Genomic DNA, 21130 nt, shown 5'->3' with positions numbered 1-21130 from the left:
AAATACGAATACATTACTTCATATCGGAGAGGCGATTTAAATTTCGGTTAGCAATCATAAAATCACGGCTATTAACTTTAGTGCAATCATTTTCTACTTACTAAACCGTGTACAATCAACCAATGGATAGTGATAACCTGGAGGAGATTACCGACAATTAATATAAATTACGCTTAAAAAAAGTAGGAACCGTCAGATTACGATAAATTGCTTTCGTAAGATTTCTGGAAAATATACTTTTGAAAAAACTTTTAGGACTGTACGACACAAGTAAAAGATCAATAGCTTCGATTTCTACCATGTAGTCGATGCAACGCGGTATAGGCATATTGTAATCTAAGCGATTGATCGCATTTTTTTCCACATAATCAATTTTATTAAACGAAAATTGGACAGATAGCTTTTGTTTCCAGTCTTCAATATCTTCTTGTTTTGGAGAGATATACTTTTGTGTTACGTGCAACAGGCTGAGATTGAATTTCTCCGGTACACGTAAGATGAAACTGCCGAGTAGATCATATTCGGACGCTTTAAAATTGCTCAATAATCCGATATTTTGTAACCTAAATTTTTGGAAAGTGATCGGTACTGCCAAGACACCAATTGGACTCTTTTTTATCAGGGCGAAGGTATTGCTTCCCAAGACCGCTTTTTGTATCATACCTTTACCCTTAGCTCCCATAACGATAAAGCGGTATTCCTTTTCTTGTAGTAAGTTTAGTACTGTTTTTTCCAAGTTGCCGGGCAAACTTACGGTTTTACAGCTGAGATCAGGAAATTCATCGTCGATACGTGTCTGCCAGTCCTTGAGCATGCCTTCAGCCTCTTCCTTCTGAGGCGTCAAAAACATATTCTCCATTTTAGCATGGACACTGTCTTTTATTGGGATAGTATAAATATGCAGAACCTCTACTGTCCAATTAAACTTTTTAGCCAGATTCGCCGCATATCGAATAGCGGTCCATGAGTTTTCAGAAAAATCGGTGAGTACGAGAATTGTTTTGTCCATAAATATTTTGCAGATAAATCAGCGCGGATTCTTAGTATTACAACAGTAGAGAAGGCAGAAGGTTTTTAATAAAAAATCAAAAGAGAGACTTTCAAAAAAAAAGGTTTTCAAACGGGGAGAATGAAAACCTTAAATAACCAATTATAAACCTAAATTATGATACATCAAATATACGCATCAAAAAGATAAAAACCAAAATAAACTACTAAAAAGATAGACTTTTTTTTACTAAGGAATCAGTACAGCCCTTCCTTTGATCTTACCGTTGCGCATTCGATCATAGACTTCGTTGGCCTGATCAAGCTTAAACTGCTCAATTTCAATATGAATCTTCCTTTGCCTAGCCAAGCCTACAACTTCCATAAGTTCAACCCGCGAGCCCCAATATGGGTTTGTCATACTCACGCCAAAAGGAAGCCCCGACATGCTGTACTGGTAGTGTCCCCCGCCTAATCCAACAATTGTCAGATCACCATCCAAACCAACAACTTTTGTCCCTAGATCTATAGTCGATGTTGCGCCTACAAAGTCAATCACCACTTTAGCTTTTTTAATGCCAGTAATCTTATTAATTTGTTCGGCTGCATTTGCGTCCTTCGAATTGACCACATATGCTGCGCCCAGTTCTTTGGCAAAGGCTAGTTTTTCTTCGGTGACATCGCAGGCGATAATTGAACTCGCGCTTACTTCATTTAGTATTTGTAATGCAACATGGCCCAAACCTCCAACTCCAATCACAACCACATACTCATCTGCCGTCAATTTGCCAATCGAACGTTTTATCGCCGAATAAGGAGTAAGTGCCGCATCCGTTAAAGGCGCTGCAATAACTGGATCTAAGTCATAAATTGGGACAAGTAAACGCGAAGAAGGGACAAGCATATATTCCGCCATCCCACCATCTAGGCCTAGCCCACCACCATAAGCCATTTCAGACTGGTGATCACAATAATTTTCCTTTGATTGCTGACAGGGTTTACAGTGCCCACATCCCCAAGGACCATAGACCAGCACCGCATCTCCTTTTTTATAGTCCTTTACATCCGATCCAACTTCTTCAATCCAGCCCGCATTTTCGTGTCCCAAGGTAAATACCGTACCTACAACGGTTCCCTCATCTATAATATGGAGATCAGAATGACAAACACCTGCACCACCAATTTTTAGTAATACTTCATCGCCCTTAGGAACGGGCTTCACCATATCATTTACAATGCGGACATCTTTATGCCCAAAAAAACGTACTGCTTTCATATTGAAAAATTTTTGTTGACTAATAGAAAAACAAATAAGAACGATATATGTTTCAACGCATATGAAGACAGCGGTAACTTGTAAGTCTTATTTCATGAGAAAGTACTGCAATCCCCTGATCGTATTACCTAACGGACAAGTCAAAAGTATTCATGCAATAAAGGCCGTCAACCCGAGGATATTTATGTATTTTTATCGGGAATCAAATGATAAAAATACATGCTAAAAAAAGGTGAACATATTGAAGGCGTCCCTATGGAACTCCAACAATTGTTGGATATGGACGAAAAAGCCAATGCTTTTTTTGAAACACTTTCTAAATCATACAAACAAGGCTATTGTGATTGGGTTGGATCAGCAAAACAGGAACAAACCCGAAAGACAAGAGCTGAAAAAGCAATACAAATGCTACGAAATAATCAGAAAACCCTTAAAACAATCTAGAACAAGCCAATTGGGCATTACGCTTGCTACCTACTTATCAAAAAGTACCGTAAGCCATTTTGCCCAATTGTAAGAATGGATCAGGGCCGCCTCAATAAACTAGATCAAGCGATAGCAAAGTACCCTATAAAAGAACAAGTCACTTTTCAATCAAGCAAACTTTTTTAAAAAACTCATTCACAACAGCATAAAAGTAGGACAAACGATTTCACCTATTAGAGAATAAAAAAGTCAAATTTCCACTTCCCCAGCTCATTCGAAAGAACATCAAACTAAAAAACAACGAAAATAAATTCGAAAAACACCTAAAAACATAACCCATTGAAGAAAACTAAAGCTATTTAGGTCATATTTTTTAAAAATATCATCTAAACGCAATTTCAAAACTGAATTTGAGCAATTTTTACACAATTAATCACTAAAACACCGTCAGTTTAAACACTTTGTAACAATATTACATAAACTTTAAAATTTCCATACCTAAATCACTTGTATCATTTTTAAAGTTTAATTACATTTGCTTTCAAGGATGCAAGGAAAATTCCATCAATATCTGTTCGGCGTGGTTTGCGCAATACTTATCAGTTTTGGCTGGTATCATGTGGCAACACCAAATAATATCCCCTCCTGCAATCTTCATGCTGTCAATCACTTCAACAAGCAAGTAAAAAGCGAAGGTTATGAGACCAAAGTTATTCGCAAAACCAAACGTCATCGGCATGAAAAACTAAGGGCTTATTTTTCAGAAAATGATAATGAAAACGACGACACGGGAAGTGATTCCAATAGCCCTAACTTATTCGCACTTACAGGAGATGGTTTTGGAAATCTAGTCTCCTATATCCATCCTCAATTTCACAATATACGCACAGCAGTTTCGCTTGCAAATTCCAACCAGCTTACTTCACGAAAAAACGCCCTATACATCCATTACAGTGTATTCAGGCTGTGATTTTTTAATAATTTCTTAAAAAAACATCAAAATAGCTTTCAAAATCACCTGAAAGCGTGTCACACTATTGTTCAATTTTTCGAAAATTATTAAAAAACTATTATCATGGTCATGAGAAGCTTTATGTATATAAGCCTGTGCCTTATTATTCTATCTACAAGCTGTCAGTCAGAAAAAAAAGACAAAAAAGAAGCTGCAGTTTTCAACGTCACTACTCCTTTGGTCAAAGATACAATTGTCAATAAAGATTATGTCGCCCAAATCCGTTCGATCAACCATATTGAATTGCGCGCGCAGGAAAAAGGCTACATTCAATCGATATTTGTCGATGAAGGTCAATTTGTACAAAAAGGACAACCCCTCTTTAAAATCATGCCCAACCTCTACGAGTCCGATGTTAATCGTGCTAAAGCCGAGGTAAAATATGCTGAAATCGAATATCAGAACACCAAAAATCTGTCCGAAAAAGATATTGTCGCTCCGCAGGAAACTGAAATGGCAAAAGCAAAATATGAAAAAGCCAAAGCCGAGTTAGCCGCTATGAATACTCATCTCAAATTTACTGACATCGTAGCACCGTTTTCAGGAATCGTTGGTAAGCTCCATGTCCGTAAAGGAAGTCTTGTCGATGAAGGCGAGCTGATCACAGAACTGTCCGATAACAGTAAAATGTGGGTTTACTTCAATGTCCCCGAAGTCGAATACCTCAATCAAATGGACACAAAAAAAGACAATAGCCCGCTGCATGTACGGTTAAACATGGCCAATGGAAAAGAATTCGGTCATGAGGGTATTGTTGAAACAATTGAATCAGACTTCAATAATGAAACTGGAAATATTGCCTACAGAGCGACTTTTCCAAATCCAAAGGGATTATTGCGTTATGGCGAGACAGGTAATATCGTCATTACATCGCCCTATAATAACGCGCTTATGATACCTCAGAAAGCTACATTCGAAGAGCTTGAAAAAAAATATGTTTACGTTATTACAAAAGATAATAAAGTAAAAGCAAGAGAAATAAAAGTTGCTGCCGAACTGCCGCATATCTATGTTGTTTCTTCCGGATTGGGCAAGGACGAAAAGATTCTGCTGAATGGACTTCGCATGGTACAGGAAAACCAGACCATTGAATCCAAATATCAGACTCCGGAGAAAGTCATGTCAAACTTAGATTTATATGCAGAGTAATTAAAAAGCAGCATTATGTTTAAAAAAGTAATACATCGACCGGTATTTGCTATTGTCATATCGGTTGTAATCCTATTTATCGGAGGTTTGGCCATAAAGCAACTTCCTACTGAGCAATTTCCAAAAATCGCACCAACTACAGTTGCGGTCTCCATTGCCTATCCGGGTGCAAGTGCCGATGTACTTGTAAAATCCTCACTGATTACACTGGAGAATGCAATCAATGGTGTACAGGGAATGCGCTATATCGCAACCGATGCGACTAGTGCCGGTGAAGCGACCGTAAACGTCGTATTTGACCCTGGAACGGATCCCAACGATGCCGTAGTACTGGTCAAAACCCGGGTGGATCAGGTTATGCCACTATTGCCTGAACTTGTTCAAAAGGAAGGAGTGGTCGTTAATCCAATTCAGCCCAGTATGCTGATGTACGTGAATCTTTACAGTACAAATAAAAGCATGGATGAAAAGTTCTTGTACAACTATGCAACTGTAAACATCATTCCTGAAATCAATCGTATTCATGGTATCGCCAAATCGCAAATTTTGGGTAGCCGTAGATACGCCATGCGTGTCTGGTTAAATCCCGATCGTATGCGCGCCTATAGCTTGTCAGTTGATGAAGTGATGAAAGCGATAGGAGAACAAAGTATCATCGGCCGTCCCGGTCGACTGGGACAAAGCTCGGGTATTGCAGCGCAATCTCTCGAATATGTCCTAACCTATAAAGGGCAATACAATACACCTGAAGAATACGACAATATTATCGTTCGCGCAAACGGCGACGGTGAAAACATCAAGTTAAAAGACGTAGCTAAAGTCGAACTGGGAAGTGAATTTTTTGACATCTATTCCAATTTAGACGGGCATCCCTCGGCTTCGATTGTGTTGAAACAGAATTATGGTAGTAATGCCAATGACGTTATTAAAGATGTGAAGGCAAAGCTTGCGGAGATGAAAGGTAACTTTCCTCCAGGTATAGACTATAAAATCAGTTATGACGTATCCCAATTCCTGGATGCTTCTATCGAACAGGTGATGCATACCCTACGCGATGCTTTTATTTTAGTTGCCATTGTCGTGTTTATTTTCCTTGGCGACTGGCGTTCGACTTTGATTCCGATCATCGCCGTGCCCGTTTCGCTGATAGGTACATTCTTCGTCATCCAATGGTTCGGCATGTCGATCAACTTAGTGACCTTGTTTGCGTTGGTGCTTGCCATCGGGATTGTCGTAGACAATGCCATTGTGGTCATTGAAGCAGTACATGCCAAAATGGAAGAAAGTGCCATATCGCCGTACAGTGCTGTAAAAGAAGTCATGGCTGAAATCGCAGGTGCTATTATCGCTATTACAGCTGTTATGGTGGCCGTTTTTATCCCCATTTCATTTATGACAGGTCCTGTCGGAACATTTTACCGTCAGTTTTCAATTACCATGGCGAGTTCCATCGTGATATCTGCAGTAGTCGCATTAACCCTTACTCCTGTGCTTGCCGCGATGCTCCTGAAAAATAACCATGGTAAACCAAAAAAATCAAACGTATTCACTAAATCGCTCGACCTTTTTAACCGTACTTTTGATAAAATAACGGGCAAATATGCCTCCTTACTTCGTAAAATTGCCAGTCGAAGAGTGATTACATGGGGTATCTTAATAGCATTCTGTGTCGGAATTTTCGTCATTAACAAAACGCTTCCAGGAGGTTTTATACCGAGTGAGGACCAAGGTACAATATATGCCATTATTCAGACTCCTCCGGGATCAACATTGGAACAGACCAATAAGCTTTCCAGAGAGCTCCAAAAGATCTGTCAAGGGGTAGATGGCGTAGAATCTGTCTCATCACTGGCGGGTTATGAAATCATGACCGAAGGTCGTGGATCGAATGCCGGAACCTGTCTTATCAACCTCAAAACCTGGGGTGAACGTGAACACTCCGTTAAAGAGATCATGGAAGAACTTGAAGAAAAATCAAAAAATCTAGGTGCAACGGTTGAATTCTTCGAACCTCCCGCTGTTCCGGGTTTTGGTTCTTCTGGAGGTTTCTCCATGCGCCTGCTGGACCTCAATAGGACCACCGATTACCAAGATTTCGATAAAGTAAATAAAGCGTTTATCGCTAACCTAAAGAAACGTAAGGAACTGACCGGAGTCTTTACATTCTTTGCCGCCAACTACCCACAATACGAATTGGTATTTGACAATAACGCCGCCATGCAAAAAGGCGTTTCTATAGGTAAAGCCATGGACAACCTCAATATCCTTATCGGTAGTACCTATGAGCAGGGTTTTATCCGTTTTGGTCAATTCTTCAAGGTCTATGTACAATCTTCACCAGAATTTAGAAGACTACCTTCCGATATCATGAACCTTTACGTCAAAAACGATCATGACCAGATGGTTCCTTATTCGGCCTTTATGACCTTAAAAAAAACACAGGGACCAAACGAAATCACGCGCTACAACATGTACAATTCGGCTGCCATCCGTGGACTTCCGGCAAATGGGTATACAACGGCCGACGCTATTCAGGCAATCAACGAAACTGCACTTCAAACATTACCACACGGCTATAAAGTTGCCTGGGAGGGCTTGTCCTATGATGAGGCTCAACGTGGAAACGAAGCCGTTTATGTCTTTTTAGTCGTCTTAGTCTTCGTATATCTTGTACTTGCGGCACAGTACGAAAGCTTCATCATTCCGTTTGCGGTATTGTTGTCGCTACCAGTTGGTGTATTTGGATCATTCTTCCTATTAAAAGCTATGGGACTTGAAAATGATATCTATGCACAGGTCGGACTGATCATGATTATTGGTTTATTGGGTAAAAATGCGGTGCTTATCGTAGAATTTGCCGTGAAAAGGCGACAAGCTGGCGATAGCATATTGGAAGCAGCTATCGAGGGTTCACGAGCGCGTTTCAGACCGATCCTCATGACCTCATTTGCATTTATCGCTGGACTTGTACCACTTGTCTTTGCCAGTGGTGCCGGAGCTATCGGTAACCACACCATAGGTGCCTCAGCACTGGGAGGTATGCTCGTCGGAACAATCTTTGGCGTTATTGTCATTCCCGGCCTCTACTACATTTTTGCAAAATTGGCTGACGGAAGAAAAATGATCCAAGCCGAAGACGAATCACCATTAAGCGAAGACATGATACATTATGAATAAGAACAGATTATATCACTATACAGGTTTCGCACTTTTCTTGCTTAGTCTTGCAGCCTGCAAACCACTGGAAATAAAACAACGTGCCGAAAATAGAACCGTTCCTGGGAAATATAGCGATGCCGACAGCGACACCGTGAATACAGGAAAAATAAAATGGAACAGCTATTTCAGCGATCCCAATCTACAAGGACTGATCAGTCAGGCACTAGCAAACAACCAGGAGCTACATATTATGCTTCAGGAAATTGAAATAGCCAAAAATGAGGTAAGCGCCAAAAAAGGTGAATATCTACCTTCCGTAGGTGTAAAAGTTGGCGCCGGGGTCGACAAAGTTAGTCGCTACACAAACATTGGAGCGATGGAAAAGAATACAGAAATCGAACCCGGACGCGAAATGCCTGAACCGCTATTTGATTTTGGAGTTGGTCTACAGGCACAATGGGAAACAGATATCTGGGGTAAACTCCACAATGCGACCAAAGCCCAGTTGCAACGGTATTTTGCCAGCGTGGAAGGCAAAAACTTTATGGTAACTCACCTGATCGCTGAAATTGCAGATTCTTATTATGAACTCCTGGCGCTGGACAACGAACTCTTGGTTATCAATGAGAATGTAAAGATTCAAAACGATGCACTGGTCGTGGTAAATGATTTGAAGAAAAACGCGCGATCCAATAAACTTGCCGTCAAAAGATTTGAAGCCCAGATATTGAAAACCCAAGGTATGCAATATGATATCAAGCAGAAGATCACAGAAACAGAAAATAGAATAAACTACCTTGTTGGAAGATTCCCGCAGCCGGTTCAAAGGGATCAACAATCCTTTGATCAGCTTGTTCCACAAACCGTTTATGCGGGCATCCCGGCCGACCTTCTGGAAAACAGACCTGATATAAAGCAGGCTGAATATGAACTTGCAGCCTCCAAACTGGATATCAAATCGGCCAAAGCCCGCTTTTACCCTTCTTTGGACATTGCGGCGGGAGTAGGTTTTCAAGCTTTTGATCCGACTTATCTCATCAAACCGGAAGCCTTTCTCTCTTCCCTCGTTGGTGAACTCACCGCCCCTTTGATCAACAAACGGGCAATTAAAGCCGCGTATTATAGCGCAAATGCACGACAGGTTCAGGCTGTTTACCATTATGAGCAGACGATATTGGCTGCTTATATTGAAGTTGCAAACCAGCTCTCCAAAATTAAAAAGCTGGAGAATGGCCTACAAATAAAGACCAAGGAAGTCGATGCATTAAATGAGTCTATCGGTATCTCCAACGACCTCTTTAAATACGCCCGCGCAGATTATATGGAGGTTCTGCTGACACAACGCGATGCCCTGGAATCCAAATTTGAACTCGTTGAGAAGAAGGTCAACCAACTCAAAGCAAGCGTAGCGATATACAGATCCCTAGGTGGTGGATGGGATCATCAATAGCACAATTTAATTTTAGTTTTTATATGTTGGGGACTTATCATGTGATAAGTCCCTTTTTTGTAAAAGTATATTTACTCCACCACGATTTCTTTCATTTTCTCGTTTCCATAGTATGTCGGAAAATACATTAATTCAGCCTTCGCGGGGTTGACGGTATAAGTCCCGGTATAACGAGGTAAAAGTTCGATCTCAAAGGTATGCGTACCTTTACCTAATTTATTGCAGAAAATGACAACACGATCTTTGAAATGCTCCCGGTGTGCCTCGATTCTATAGTATCCATTGGTTTTGGTTTCATAAGAACATCCCGCCGGTATCGGAACTTCAATCTGCACATACTCAGCTTCACCAGTTAATGTTACCCTTGCTTCAAGTTTTACAGGCTTCCCTTCCTTGAGCGCCGCTACCGTAGCACCATTGTCCTTAAATCGCGTTGCCACAGCAAGCCCCTTTTCTTTTTCTATGACAGGATTTGGATTCCAAAAATTTTGATAGGCTGTCACAAAAGTCGGCCCCGTCCCTTCTTTCCTCACTTTAATCTGTTCATCCGACTTAAAGCTTTGCGTATACGGAAATGTAGTGACGCGTTTGCCATTGATGACCATTACCGGGGCCTGGAAAGACTCACCCTCTTTCAGTAAATCAGGAAGAATACTTCGTATAATACGGGAAGATTCGTAGATATTATACCATTGGTTTTGCTGCCGCTGCGCGAAAAAGTAATTACGGATATTTTCTAAATCCGAATCATGACCACCAATTGATTTTAAGACACCGTAAGCCAACAGTGTATTCTCGGTATTGGTTTCCGTAGGTCGCATAAAAAATCTACCTTTCTGATCTGTTGTAGTTCCAGAAGTCCAATAAAGCCCCCCTAAGACAGCCTTTGAGGAGTATTTAAGAACGGTATCTGCAGCATGTGAATCTTTAAGACCCAGTTTTGAGATCAATAGATATTTCAGCAGTTTATCCTTAATGGTTTTACTTTTCAGTTTTGTATCAATTTCGAAGAAATAATCTTTGTAATCGGTTTTCGGATCTAGCCGGAGCAGATATATCAGGGAGCCAAACAAATTCTCTTTGGCCCCGTGGAGCTTATCTTTATCCAATAGAAGATCCAGCGAAGCCAAGCTGCTTTTCAACATGGTCTTTTCACGTTCTGCATAGATCTCCGTATCGATCTCAACCTGGTATCCTGCTTCTCGGGCATCCAACAGTACCCCGATCACATAGTTGCTGATCCAGGTCACAGTTTCACTTTTGTTCCACCAGCCCCAGCCCTGACTGGAATTTTTGTTTTTCTGTAACTCTTTCAGGAGATCCTTTATTTTCTTATCCTCTGTAAAGGGCTTTCCGATCAATTTTGTAAGCTCTTTTTTAGAAAGTAACGCGCTCAATTTGGAAGCCATCTGTTCATTGCATAGAAATTTGTAACGATCGATCGATTCGATTTCCCGTTGTAAGAATTCCAGCGAATTTGCTTCGGCATGCAAGGTGATTTCGCCTAGCGCAGGAGAAGTTTTTAGCAAATACTCTGCGGTACTGTTGAGCACTTTAAAATCTCCTTCATGTTGTTCAAGCCCCTTTTCAAAAATCGGAATGCTACGTTTTTCACCATCAAAATATCCATTTGACAATCCGATCGAATAAGCAAGTTGGATGCTGTCCCCCTTATCGGCAATAACCGATATAGGATCCCGATAAGACTTCGCAATTTTCAACTTTGCCTCCTGCGTTGTTAGTCCATTATTGATTGTACGCAAGAGCTGTAAGCTGTCGCTAAGATAATTGACAACCCGTCCCATGGCAGAAAACTGATCACCCCTGATGGCAAACCGGGGAGTCGCTAAATGTGCCGAAACAGCTTTAAAAGATTTGATATTTAGCTCTTTTATGTCGGCGAAATTTCTACTTCCTTTAGCAATAAAGAATGTTCGCCAATTGGTAATATCATCCGGATAGGTCGCTTCAAAATTAGCTTTTCCCTGAGCATCGGTAGTTAGCTTTGGCTGCCAGAATGCATCATCGCGGAAGTTCACACGCATTGTATTTCCAGATTCCAAATAAGGCATATCCACAGCACCTGTCGATGCCGCAGAAGCTCCAGCTTTCATCTGAACCATCACCACGCCGTTGGCGGCCCGAGCACCGTACAATCCAAGCATAGATTGATCTTTAATCACATTCAATGACGCGATAGTCGATGGATCAAGACTTGAAATATCACCTTCAAAGGGGACTCCGTCTACTAAAATCAATGGTTTTTCATTGGGGGCCGGACTAGCAGCGCCACGAATACGAATCCCTGCTACGGCACCCTGTAACATAACCGTAGTCACCCCATCCTTCCTAGCATTGATCGATTTCACTGCCGCAGTCAATGATTGTCTTTTTTGGACGCCATACCCCACAACAACCACTTCATCCAATTGATTTTCGCTTGGCTTTAACTCCACGAAATAATCTTTGCCACTGGAGACTTTGACTGTAGCTGTATTGTACCCTAAAGCAACAATCTCAAGTACCGTATTTTTGTCATCGGAAAGCTCAAGTTCCACACTTCCGTCAAAGCTTGTGAAATATCGATTTTTGGTATCCGAAACACTCACTTTAGCCCCAATTAATGGCGTATCACCATCATAAACTAAGATCCTGGCGACCTTATTATTCTTTCTTTTCGCTCTAAAATCTTCCCGGTCTATTTTTAAGAGCCGCGGATCAGTCTCTTGCCCATTTCTTATAGAATCCTGCAATGGATTTTCCACGGTACGTACAATAATTTCATCGCGTACAAGTTTGTAAGCCAATCTCGCCGCTTGAGATGCATTGCTCCATTGAATAGAATCCAGTCTGAGATAATTCATCCCATTGGCTTTGAGTTTGATTGGCAAACTAAAAGAAGTTGAATCATCCTTTACAATATGCAAAGTAACATCGCCGACCGGAAGATCGCCAAAACTGCGATGTCCACCGTAAAACAGTCGAAAGTACATTCTCTCCTCTACATTCGTCGGTTCAATAAAGATCAATGCAGGTCGAATGCCTTTTTGTGCAGCATCATTGCCCAGAGTTAAATTCAATTTAAAAATAGCGTCTTTTTTTCCTTTCTTCACCGTAGCAAATTGCGCAGGTCCCGTGCTATTTTGCATCGTCTCTTGGAAAGTACGTTCTACGTTTGCCTTGATATCCTCCAAGGTCCATACCCTCTCCTGAAAATCTAAATTTGGCGTAAAATCATACAGATCAATCCGCAAAGGATTGCCATCCCAGCTTTTTTGCTTTTGGTAATTTTTATAGATACTGTATTGATAGCCTCCCTCAATTTCAAAACGTCCAATTTTTGCTGTGTCAACCATGAGGGTGCCTATTTTGGGCACACCATTATACATTTCTGTCCTTGGAAATGGTCCCACCATCAGAGGTACGGGAACCTGTGTCCGCAACCGGTTATCGTAAACAGTTTTTCTTACGGGATTGAGGTAGTAGAGATCTCCTGCTGTCTGGATATATGCAGGCATCTCAATCAATGCATTATTATTGGGTAATTGCCAGGCTCCAAAATTGTTGGTTACTGTAATCAACTGGCGCTTCAATTCAGTCAATTCGTTAGTGTAGAGCTTACCACGTTCTTCTTTAGGTATTCGGTAAACCAAAATCTGGCCTTTGCTAAATGCTTTGTCGGGGTAGTTAAAACCAATCGTATCCTGTGAGGCATTAAAGGAAACAATGACCTTTTTCCCCTTTTCAAGATAAAAGCCACTTACACGAATGTCGCGATCCTTGGTTCTAAATCTAAAATCATGCTGCCCCGGAGAAACTTCAAAAATAGTATTGTTATTTTGTTGGTCTTGTTTAGCATAAGTCAGAACGTCGTCTATCCAGACTAAATGTATCCCCTGCACCGCACCATTTACAACAACATAAGGGGAAATTTGGCTCTTGACCGCATCCAGAGGAAGAGACTCCTGATAATAATCTTTGGGATATAGAAACCGATAAAAAGCCATCGTATCCAACTGCATGTCTTTAGACCATTTTGCCCAATTTTGAAGAGCTCCCTGATGAACCTTCTCATCATCATCCAAACTAAAATTAAGATTTTGTGAGACTCTTGCCCTTCGCATCAGACCACCCATAGTAATATTTGGAGTGGTTGCAGACCTAAATTTTGAGGTAAAACCATAGGCCGTAATATCAACATCCTTCAACGGTTTACCATTCTTATCCGTAACCGAAAGTTCTACGTCAGCCTTCTGCCCCGGATAAACTGTCGTCGCCGTGTTGACTGCCAAATTTAAATTTTTCTCCACATAGGGTAATTCTTCCTGGATAACTTTTGATTTTCCTCCAAAAAGATAGGTGATTTCCATGCTATACCCGTCTTTTCCCCGAGCTAAAAATGTACCGTTTAATTCAGTATTATAACCCGAAGCAATCGTACGACCAGCACGATAGACACGATACCAAAATGGAATCATAGCAGGATTATTGACATGCAGTATCACCGAATCCGTAGTTCGATAAAACCGATAATTCAGTTGTGCCTGCTCCTGATCCTCCAGATAAACGTTTTTACTGAATCCATTCGACTTGACAACAATTTCTTCGGCCTGCCAAGGTATAGAAACCAAATTAGGTAAACTCAAATTTTCAGTCTTCAGCACTTCACGATGTTCACCTAATATCATTAGCTGAGCAGTTGCTGGCATCGCAACACCTTTTTCGAAATACTTCAGCTCCGCATGCCCGTCTTTTACAGCAATACGAATTTCCTTTTCGCTGTTGAGTATATTAAGGTCGAGACTTCGCTCAATTCTTTCATTATCCGAACTTAGGTAGGTGCCAATAACCCGAAATGTAAGACCTATGTCAGCCGGAAAGATTGAATCGGGTAATACAATTTCCTTTTCCGCCACATCTGCGAGCGAAATGCTCGTTTGCCATAATGTATCTGGAATAAAATTGACCTTATTGGACTTTATATCAAGCGTATAAAGTGGACTTGTCACAACACGCACATCTACTTTCCCATCATATATGGGCATTTCATTTTCATTTAAAGCTTTTAGTTTCAGTCGCACACTGTCTCCTTTAGCATATTTCGTCTTTTCGGACGTCATATTAAAGCTTAGGCTTTTCAACTCATAGTCTTCATATCGGAAACGCTGTTGATGCAAGACGACTTTGGCTTTTGTAGATTCCAAAGAGATCCCATAATTTTTATCAAGGATAAGGCCAAGCCCCTTCAAATCAAATGCAAAGTTGTACATTCCCGGACGATAGGGAGCAAGTCGGGCCAAAATGGTATCTTTGGCATATCCATATCCACCTGTCAGACGTACGGTAATAGAATCACGGTAAGGTTTCCATTTTTCTTCCTCAAGATAAGCTTTAAATTTAACCTGTTCATTTGGCTTATACATTGGCTTGTTAAAAACCATAAAGCTTTCTGTCTGTTCAGTTTCTTGTTTATGAAAGAACCTCTTAATCTTAAACTTTGTTCTAAGCCAGCTATTTTTGATTCCTCTCCATAATGGAACCTTTTCTTTGTAAGGCCAACTCCGTTCTACACTCAGGTAATGATAGACACCCTTATGTTCAATAGTGACGATATCGTCACTATTTGCATTGGCAGCTTTATAATAATGAAACTTCTTATCGAATAACATGCGACGTCCCTTCACTTTTACTTGCGCATCTTTTATAATCGTTCCCAGAGAATCGTATAGACAAATCGCAAAAATTTCTGCCGGAACAATCTTGACATATAGGTTATCACTAATCAATTCCTGATAAATGAGATCAGCTCCACTGGCGCGGACCTGAACATAATTACCAGGGGGTAAAGTCGGCTGTGGACTTCCGGCCTTATACTTAAGAAAAAAATCGCTGAGCATAGCTTCATCGAATTTCTTTTCTCCCAAGTGAATTTTTTTTAAAACTTCTGGGCTCAGTTTATAAATATAATAGTCAGAAGATCCACGCGGACTATTGAATAAGTTCGATTGCCCACAAAGAACAGCAGAATACAGAACAGCTAAAAAGCATACAACAATTGATTTCCATTTCATGTTTAAGATACTGGCTAAATTCTTTTAAAAATAGATAAATTTACCTAAAGCCAAGTACTAGATTCTTCCATCCAGCACTTCAACTTTCGTGCAGGGATGCGAAGAATATCGAAATTCCATAAACGGAGAAAAAAAAATTACAATTTCAACCTAACTTTGATTGAATCTATAACTTCAGTGTCCGAGGGAAAGTCACCAGCTCCCGAACCGGAGGAACGATTGACCAAAGGCGGCTCCTCACCATATAGGGTATCGCGGGCGATGACTACCTTCTTGTCGAGATCTACATAGCTAATAATATAATTGCGCTGATAAGCTTTATCTTTTTGACCGATCTTATTGACGTACTCTCCTTTTTCCTGCATGTCCATCGCTATCATAACAATGCCTTTGACAGCATCACCGGGATAATTATCTACTGTTCCCAATGCCTCGTTCCATTTTTCCTTATAAGTTATTCCCAAATCACCGGCACCGCCATTTTCAAGAATTAGACAGCTCTTCCCCCAGTCTACTGCGGACAATTGTACTGGATATTTATAAATAGTAGTATGATCGCCAAAACCAGCTAAAATTCGGGAAGATAATTGTTCTGTTTTTTCCTGATCCGCCTCCATATTTCCCAAAAGACGGTAAGCCCATATACCTATACCAATTGCTGCAGCCAATACCAGGCCTACAAAAGTGAATATTGCTTTCTTATTTCCCATAGTTCTATTTTATTTAATTAATTACCAATCAAATATACTTAGTCTATATGCTCATTTTCACCCTTTTTACAATTCGCTTGACCTGCTTTATTATTTGCTGCGCTTGCTTAAATAAACGTTATAAAAACAAATATTCGAGCCTTCGCAGCCCTAGTTTTCAACAACATGAAATAACAGGAGCTGCCACTATTTTATTTTTATCATAAATGATGGTTCATCCAATTCATACTGACACATAGCTGTCACATAGTGGTTATATATTTGTTTAACCTTAGCAGGAAAACAAATACTAAACGAAAAAACAATTCCAGAGCAAAGGCTATTAGTAGGATAACTAATCGAATTTTAAATTATTACAGTAAAAAAACATGGAAACATTACCACAATTAAAAGAAGAATTAGCGAATGAGTATCAAATTACAAAAAACTTCATTGCACTTTTCCCTGAAGGCAAGAATGAATATGTCCCACATGAAAAAAGCATGAAAATGATGCGTCTGGCAACCCACTTAGTCGAAGTGTTCGAATGGCCTAGTACCATTTTAAAGACTTCAGAACTTGACTTTGCCAAAAGTGCTTATGTGCCAACAAGTCTATTGACCCGGGATGATCTCTTAAAAAAATTGGACGAAGATTACGAAGCCGGAAAAAATGCTTTAGAAACAGCTAAGGAGGAAGACTTAATTCCAAGCTGGACCATTAAAAATGATGGCCATGAACTGGCAAGCTGGAGCAAATACGGTGCTATTCGTCACTCATTAAACCAGATTACACACCACAGGGCACAATTAGGTGTTTATTATAGACTCAATGATATTCCCCTTCCAGCAAGTTATGGCCCCTCTGCCGATTCACAGAATTTCTAAAAAGCTCGCTGCTGGAATGAAAATACGACATCTATATGTCGTATTTTCATTCTACGCTGGACAATATGTATGTGCGACAACACCACCTGGAAAAACTTGCACATTCACGAGCTTTAGATCGAGAAATCTAGAAAGACCGTCGAATATAGGCAGCCCAGTACCCAATGCAATTGGATGTGTGATCAGATGATATTCATCAATTAATCCGGTTTCAATTAAACTTCGCATAAATTCAGCTCCTCCATGAGCCAATAGTGGCTTCCCTGACTCCGCTTTTAATTCTTTAATTCCTTCAATGAGACCTGCATCAAAAACCCGGGCATTCATCCAAGAGGAATTCGCAGGAAGCTTAGCATTGTGAGCAAAATCTTCTGTTTTGGGATGATAGCCCTTTTTTGTAAAGACAGCTTTAGGGATTTCATTCATTGCTGCCGCAAAAGGATTTGTTGAAGCAGGCCAATAGGAAGCCATTACTTCAAAGGTCTTTCGACCCATTAGATGAACGCCGGCAGATTCACAAATATTTAAAACCCATGCGCTAGAATGATCGTCGCCACTTTTAAACATCCAGTCAGTCTCTCCATTGATTCCTGCAACAAATCCATCGATAGAAATAGACATTTTCATTATTAATTTCCGCATAACAAAAAGTTTAATATTTAATAAAACAAATCCAATTCAAAACTGGGTTACTGTCTATCAAAAATAAACCATTTCAATCGACGTACAGCGGGGACAAACCGTCAATATACAAGGGCATTTACGACAGTTCTTTTTTCTGTCCTTTACCTTCCTCAAGGGTAAGCATAAAATTCAAATAGTGCTTTTTCTTCGCGAAATGCTGGTCATCCAATAACTTTTTATAGGCCGATATCGCATTAAAAAGGATTTGAAGATTATCCTCGTTATAATGATCTACATTAAAATATATTAAATCCCTGTTGATATACGTGTCCAATGAAGTAAGCAACGTATCATCCAATTCATCCTTGCTTCCGGGAAGTGCCAAAAGCGTTGCCAGTTTCTTTTTTAATTCTCCTTCCCTACGTTTGACGTCTTGCAACCTTGCCTCAATATCAGCGAAGGGCAAAGTCTGAAATATAAACCTGGTATTCTCCGTCATGTGAGCATAAAGTTCTTGTGCCTCCTCATAATTCTTGTCGAAAAAAGCAAAATCATAATATCTTCGTTCAAACTCTTCACACATCCCCTGCGTATCAGCCAAGTGTGCAAAATAATAATGGATCTGCTGGTTGTAGTCGGTAATTTTATGCTCCGTAGCTGCAATAGTGTCTTCAATTTTTTTTAGTAATTCGATGGCGTCTGCAGCTCGATATTTTATACCGTCATAGTCAAAGGACTTTAATTTTAATTCTCCTTTGCTGATTGCTTCAACGACATATTTGTCATTTTTTAGACTATTAAGTTCATACAGTGTATCAACTCTACTATCGGCAAATAACTCATCAAAAGTCGGCTTTGACTGTCCCTGAAAAATTGGAGTTTCACCTTTTCGCACAGGATGATTGTAGTCATAGAAATCATTGAATCTTTGATCAACAGCATACTTGTTCATTCGACTTTCAAAATCATCACTGAAAGACGTTATTTCTAACAGTGATGGGGGCTGTTGATACTGTACCTGCGCAAACAACTTATCCGAAATTTGGTTTGCTACGGCAGCACGATTAGCTAGTAATTCAATAGCAGGTGCGTTGTTGGCTTCTTGCTTGACAATATTAAGTTTCTGTAATGCTTTTACCCGATCTTCATCCGATGGATGAGACGACCATTGATCTTCAAGATTTAACTTCGATTTATCATATTTTTTTAAAGTCGCCAATTCGATCTGGGGAAAGCCATTTCGCACTTGATATCTATTGCGTTCCGCAAACAAGAGCATGACACAACGATGCTCTGGATAAATATTACGACTACGGATATTTTCAGAAAATTTGTTATCATAGAAAGTAAGTACATTATTTAGTGCATGGTTTGCAAACCCCAAACGTAAGAGCGAGTCAGCCAAAGCCTGGGAACCAGCAACATGTGCCGCAATTTCATCCGCATGAAATTCCATCTCTCTTGATAACGCCAAATAATTGAGATTTACATATTCATAAAGATGCTTCAAAATATGCTGAATCTGTTGAATAATAAACATCGATATACCAATAAAAATAGCAGAGTACCCACTGATGTTACCCCATTTACCAAACATATTATCCAGCGATTCATTCTTATACAGCATATTGTAGATAATCTGATTAACATGGTAAACATAGCTACCCACTTTCATGCTTTTTTGTGAGAAGTGGCCAAACTCGTGTGCAAGAATAGCCTTTAGTTCCTGTTGAGTAACTGCATTCACCATCCCCACACCAATCTGAAGATTTTTCTTAATGGGTAAAAACATGCTCCAAAAACTAGAGTCATAGAATACAGATGCATTGACATCATGCGATAGAAAAACTTTCTTTGGAAAGCTTGTGTCAACTTCCTTTACCACCTCATGAATAAGTGCGAATAACTGTGGCTCGTCGCTCTCATATATCTGTGTAAGATGCCCCGTATCAACTTTTGTTGACGCAAAAACAAATTTTAATAAAAAGAATAGTATAGTCAGACCTGTAGCGAGTAAGCCCAAACATAATACTGCGGTTAAAAACATGGGCTTGGCAGTGAACATCAATAGTCCAAATAAAGTAAAACCAACAGTAATACCTATTGCCAAGAGTAGCAGAATAACATAAGTAACCGCAAAAACAACAATAGATAAAATTGTTTTACGCGCGTGTTTTCTAAAGTTTGTAGATACTTGTACGTTCATAAACCGTTAATAAAGCAAGGATAATTGACTATATAAATCTAAAAAATAAAATCCATTTGCCTATAAGTTTACAAAAAATCAAAAACAAAAAAACATACCCAATTTACACATCAGAGTACATTATTATTAGCCCCTTAAAGGGGATATTATCATTAATAACCTTTTTCCAAAGAAACTTCATTCAGTAAAGCCTCCCCCCGAATCATTCGTTTATAATTGTCTACTACCTGTAAAACCGACGAACTGATATTGGTTCGACTTGCGACATGCGGTGTTATAAAAATAGAAGAACAGGACCAAAATGGATGATCTTTTGGCAGCGGTTCCAGGTGAAAGACATCGAGGTAAGCTTGGGCAATCTGCCCCTTATCAATAGCCGCCAGCAGCTCATTTTCAACGAGATGATCACCTCTACCAACGTTTATGAGGACAGTTCCATTCGTACACAATTTAAAAAGGTTACGATCCAGAATTCCTCTTGTAGCATCGGTCAGGGGTAAAATATTGACAACAAAATCACTATTTTCCACAGCCGCCCTAAGTCCTTCCTGTCCCGAGAAAGAAACTACCCCTGGAAGCGCTTTAGGGGAATTGGACCATCCTTTTACTAGAAACCCCAACTGAACCAGCCTCTCGGCAACATAGCCTCCAATCTCACCTAAGCCTAAAATTGTGACACTGGTTTCACCAATGGATTTATATACTAATGGTTGCCAATGCTGTTGTTCCTTTGCTGTAGCATACATCGAAAAGTTCTTCATTGCATGCATCAAACAGGTCAAAATATGCTCAAACATATCGCTTTTCAGCATTGGATCTATTATCCTACAGATATGGAGCGTTGAAGGAATCTTATTTGGGAATAAATGATCTATCCCCGCTCCTCCCGACTGAATAACTTTTAAATTAGGAAAATGAGTATAGTAATTAGCATCAGGCTTCCAACAAAGTGCAAATTCTACCGCATCATAATTTTCTATTTCGGGATATATCTCCACCTTAACATCAGGTAAATGTTTAGTGATCTCGACCTTCCATTCTTCTGCCCTAGCAGTATTCAGTAGCAAAGCTATGCTCATAATCTCTTTTTTATACGAAAATAACATTTTAGAATGGGCCAGCATTTGATTTCTTCACAGAAATCACCGATCCCCATAGATCCGCAGCAATAGATGATTATTAAAATAACTTAAT

Annotated in this window: 13 protein-coding genes; 6 read left to right on the top strand and 7 right to left on the bottom strand. The window is 40.0% G+C overall.

Annotated elements, in window-relative coordinates; translation table 11 throughout:
- Window positions 1-157: 157 nt before the first annotated feature.
- Entirely contained in the window at window positions 158-1009 is an 852-nt protein-coding gene (locus tag A9970_RS21770; RefSeq protein WP_182983679.1) for a universal stress protein, read from the bottom strand.
- 228 nt (window positions 1010-1237) lie between these two features.
- Window positions 1238-2263 carry an NAD(P)-dependent alcohol dehydrogenase gene (locus A9970_RS21765; RefSeq protein WP_182983678.1) on the bottom strand — a complete coding sequence of 342 codons (1026 nt, stop codon included), beginning with the start codon at window positions 2261-2263 and terminating at the stop codon, window positions 1238-1240.
- 219 nt (window positions 2264-2482) lie between these two features.
- Between A9970_RS21765 and A9970_RS21760 the strand changes: the two genes are divergently transcribed.
- The 5 genes from A9970_RS21760 to A9970_RS21740 all read left to right on the top strand — a co-directional run bounded on the left by A9970_RS21760 (window position 2483) and on the right by A9970_RS21740 (window position 9459).
- Complete coding sequence (locus A9970_RS21760; RefSeq protein ID WP_182983677.1) at window positions 2483-2707, top strand: YdeI/OmpD-associated family protein; 225 nt, start codon at window positions 2483-2485, stop codon at window positions 2705-2707.
- Window positions 2708-3236: 529 nt separating this feature from the next.
- The gene (locus A9970_RS21755) at window positions 3237-3659 is read left to right on the top strand and encodes a hypothetical protein (protein ID WP_182983676.1); all 423 of its coding nucleotides are present in this window, start codon (window positions 3237-3239) and stop codon (window positions 3657-3659) included.
- A gap of 105 nt (window positions 3660-3764) precedes the next feature.
- Window positions 3765-4850 (top strand): efflux RND transporter periplasmic adaptor subunit, encoded by a 1086-nt coding sequence (locus A9970_RS21750; protein WP_182983675.1) that lies wholly within the window; start codon window positions 3765-3767, stop codon window positions 4848-4850.
- A 15-nt stretch (window positions 4851-4865) separates the two neighbouring features.
- Complete coding sequence (locus tag A9970_RS21745; RefSeq protein ID WP_120336348.1) at window positions 4866-8027, top strand: efflux RND transporter permease subunit; 3162 nt, start codon at window positions 4866-4868, stop codon at window positions 8025-8027.
- The gene (locus A9970_RS21740; protein WP_182983674.1) at window positions 8020-9459 is read left to right on the top strand and encodes a TolC family protein; all 1440 of its coding nucleotides are present in this window, start codon (window positions 8020-8022) and stop codon (window positions 9457-9459) included. The genes A9970_RS21745 and A9970_RS21740 overlap by 8 nt, the downstream gene beginning before the upstream one ends.
- A gap of 71 nt (window positions 9460-9530) precedes the next feature.
- On the opposite strand, the gene A9970_RS21735 is transcribed toward A9970_RS21740, so the two are convergent.
- Together A9970_RS21735 and A9970_RS21730 are read right to left on the bottom strand one after the other, a co-directional pair.
- Window positions 9531-15530 carry an alpha-2-macroglobulin family protein gene (locus A9970_RS21735; protein ID WP_182983673.1) on the bottom strand — a complete coding sequence of 2000 codons (6000 nt, stop codon included), beginning with the start codon at window positions 15528-15530 and terminating at the stop codon, window positions 9531-9533.
- Window positions 15531-15667: 137 nt separating this feature from the next.
- Window positions 15668-16240 (bottom strand): hypothetical protein, encoded by a 573-nt coding sequence (locus A9970_RS21730; protein ID WP_182983672.1) that lies wholly within the window; start codon window positions 16238-16240, stop codon window positions 15668-15670.
- Window positions 16241-16608: 368 nt separating this feature from the next.
- Here A9970_RS21730 and A9970_RS21725 point away from each other — a divergent pair, with 368 nt between their 5' ends.
- Window positions 16609-17106 (top strand): DinB family protein, encoded by a 498-nt coding sequence (locus A9970_RS21725; RefSeq protein WP_075993798.1) that lies wholly within the window; start codon window positions 16609-16611, stop codon window positions 17104-17106.
- A 51-nt stretch (window positions 17107-17157) separates the two neighbouring features.
- Here the strand turns inward: A9970_RS21725 and A9970_RS21720 are convergent, their stop codons facing one another.
- The 3 genes from A9970_RS21720 to A9970_RS21710 all read right to left on the bottom strand — a co-directional run bounded on the left by A9970_RS21720 (window position 17158) and on the right by A9970_RS21710 (window position 21015).
- Complete coding sequence (locus A9970_RS21720) at window positions 17158-17748, bottom strand: dihydrofolate reductase family protein (protein ID WP_182983671.1); 591 nt, start codon at window positions 17746-17748, stop codon at window positions 17158-17160.
- Window positions 17749-17866: 118 nt separating this feature from the next.
- Window positions 17867-19936 carry a M48 family metallopeptidase gene (locus A9970_RS21715; RefSeq protein WP_182983670.1) on the bottom strand — a complete coding sequence of 690 codons (2070 nt, stop codon included), beginning with the start codon at window positions 19934-19936 and terminating at the stop codon, window positions 17867-17869.
- A gap of 152 nt (window positions 19937-20088) precedes the next feature.
- Window positions 20089-21015 carry a glyoxylate/hydroxypyruvate reductase A gene (locus A9970_RS21710; protein WP_182983669.1) on the bottom strand — a complete coding sequence of 309 codons (927 nt, stop codon included), beginning with the start codon at window positions 21013-21015 and terminating at the stop codon, window positions 20089-20091.
- Window positions 21016-21130: the final 115 nt, after the last annotated feature.

The organism is Sphingobacterium sp. UME9 (assembly GCF_014170215.1).
GTDB lineage: Bacteria > Bacteroidota > Bacteroidia > Sphingobacteriales > Sphingobacteriaceae > Sphingobacterium > Sphingobacterium paramultivorum.
This window is presented reverse-complemented; position numbering and strand designations above follow the sequence as displayed.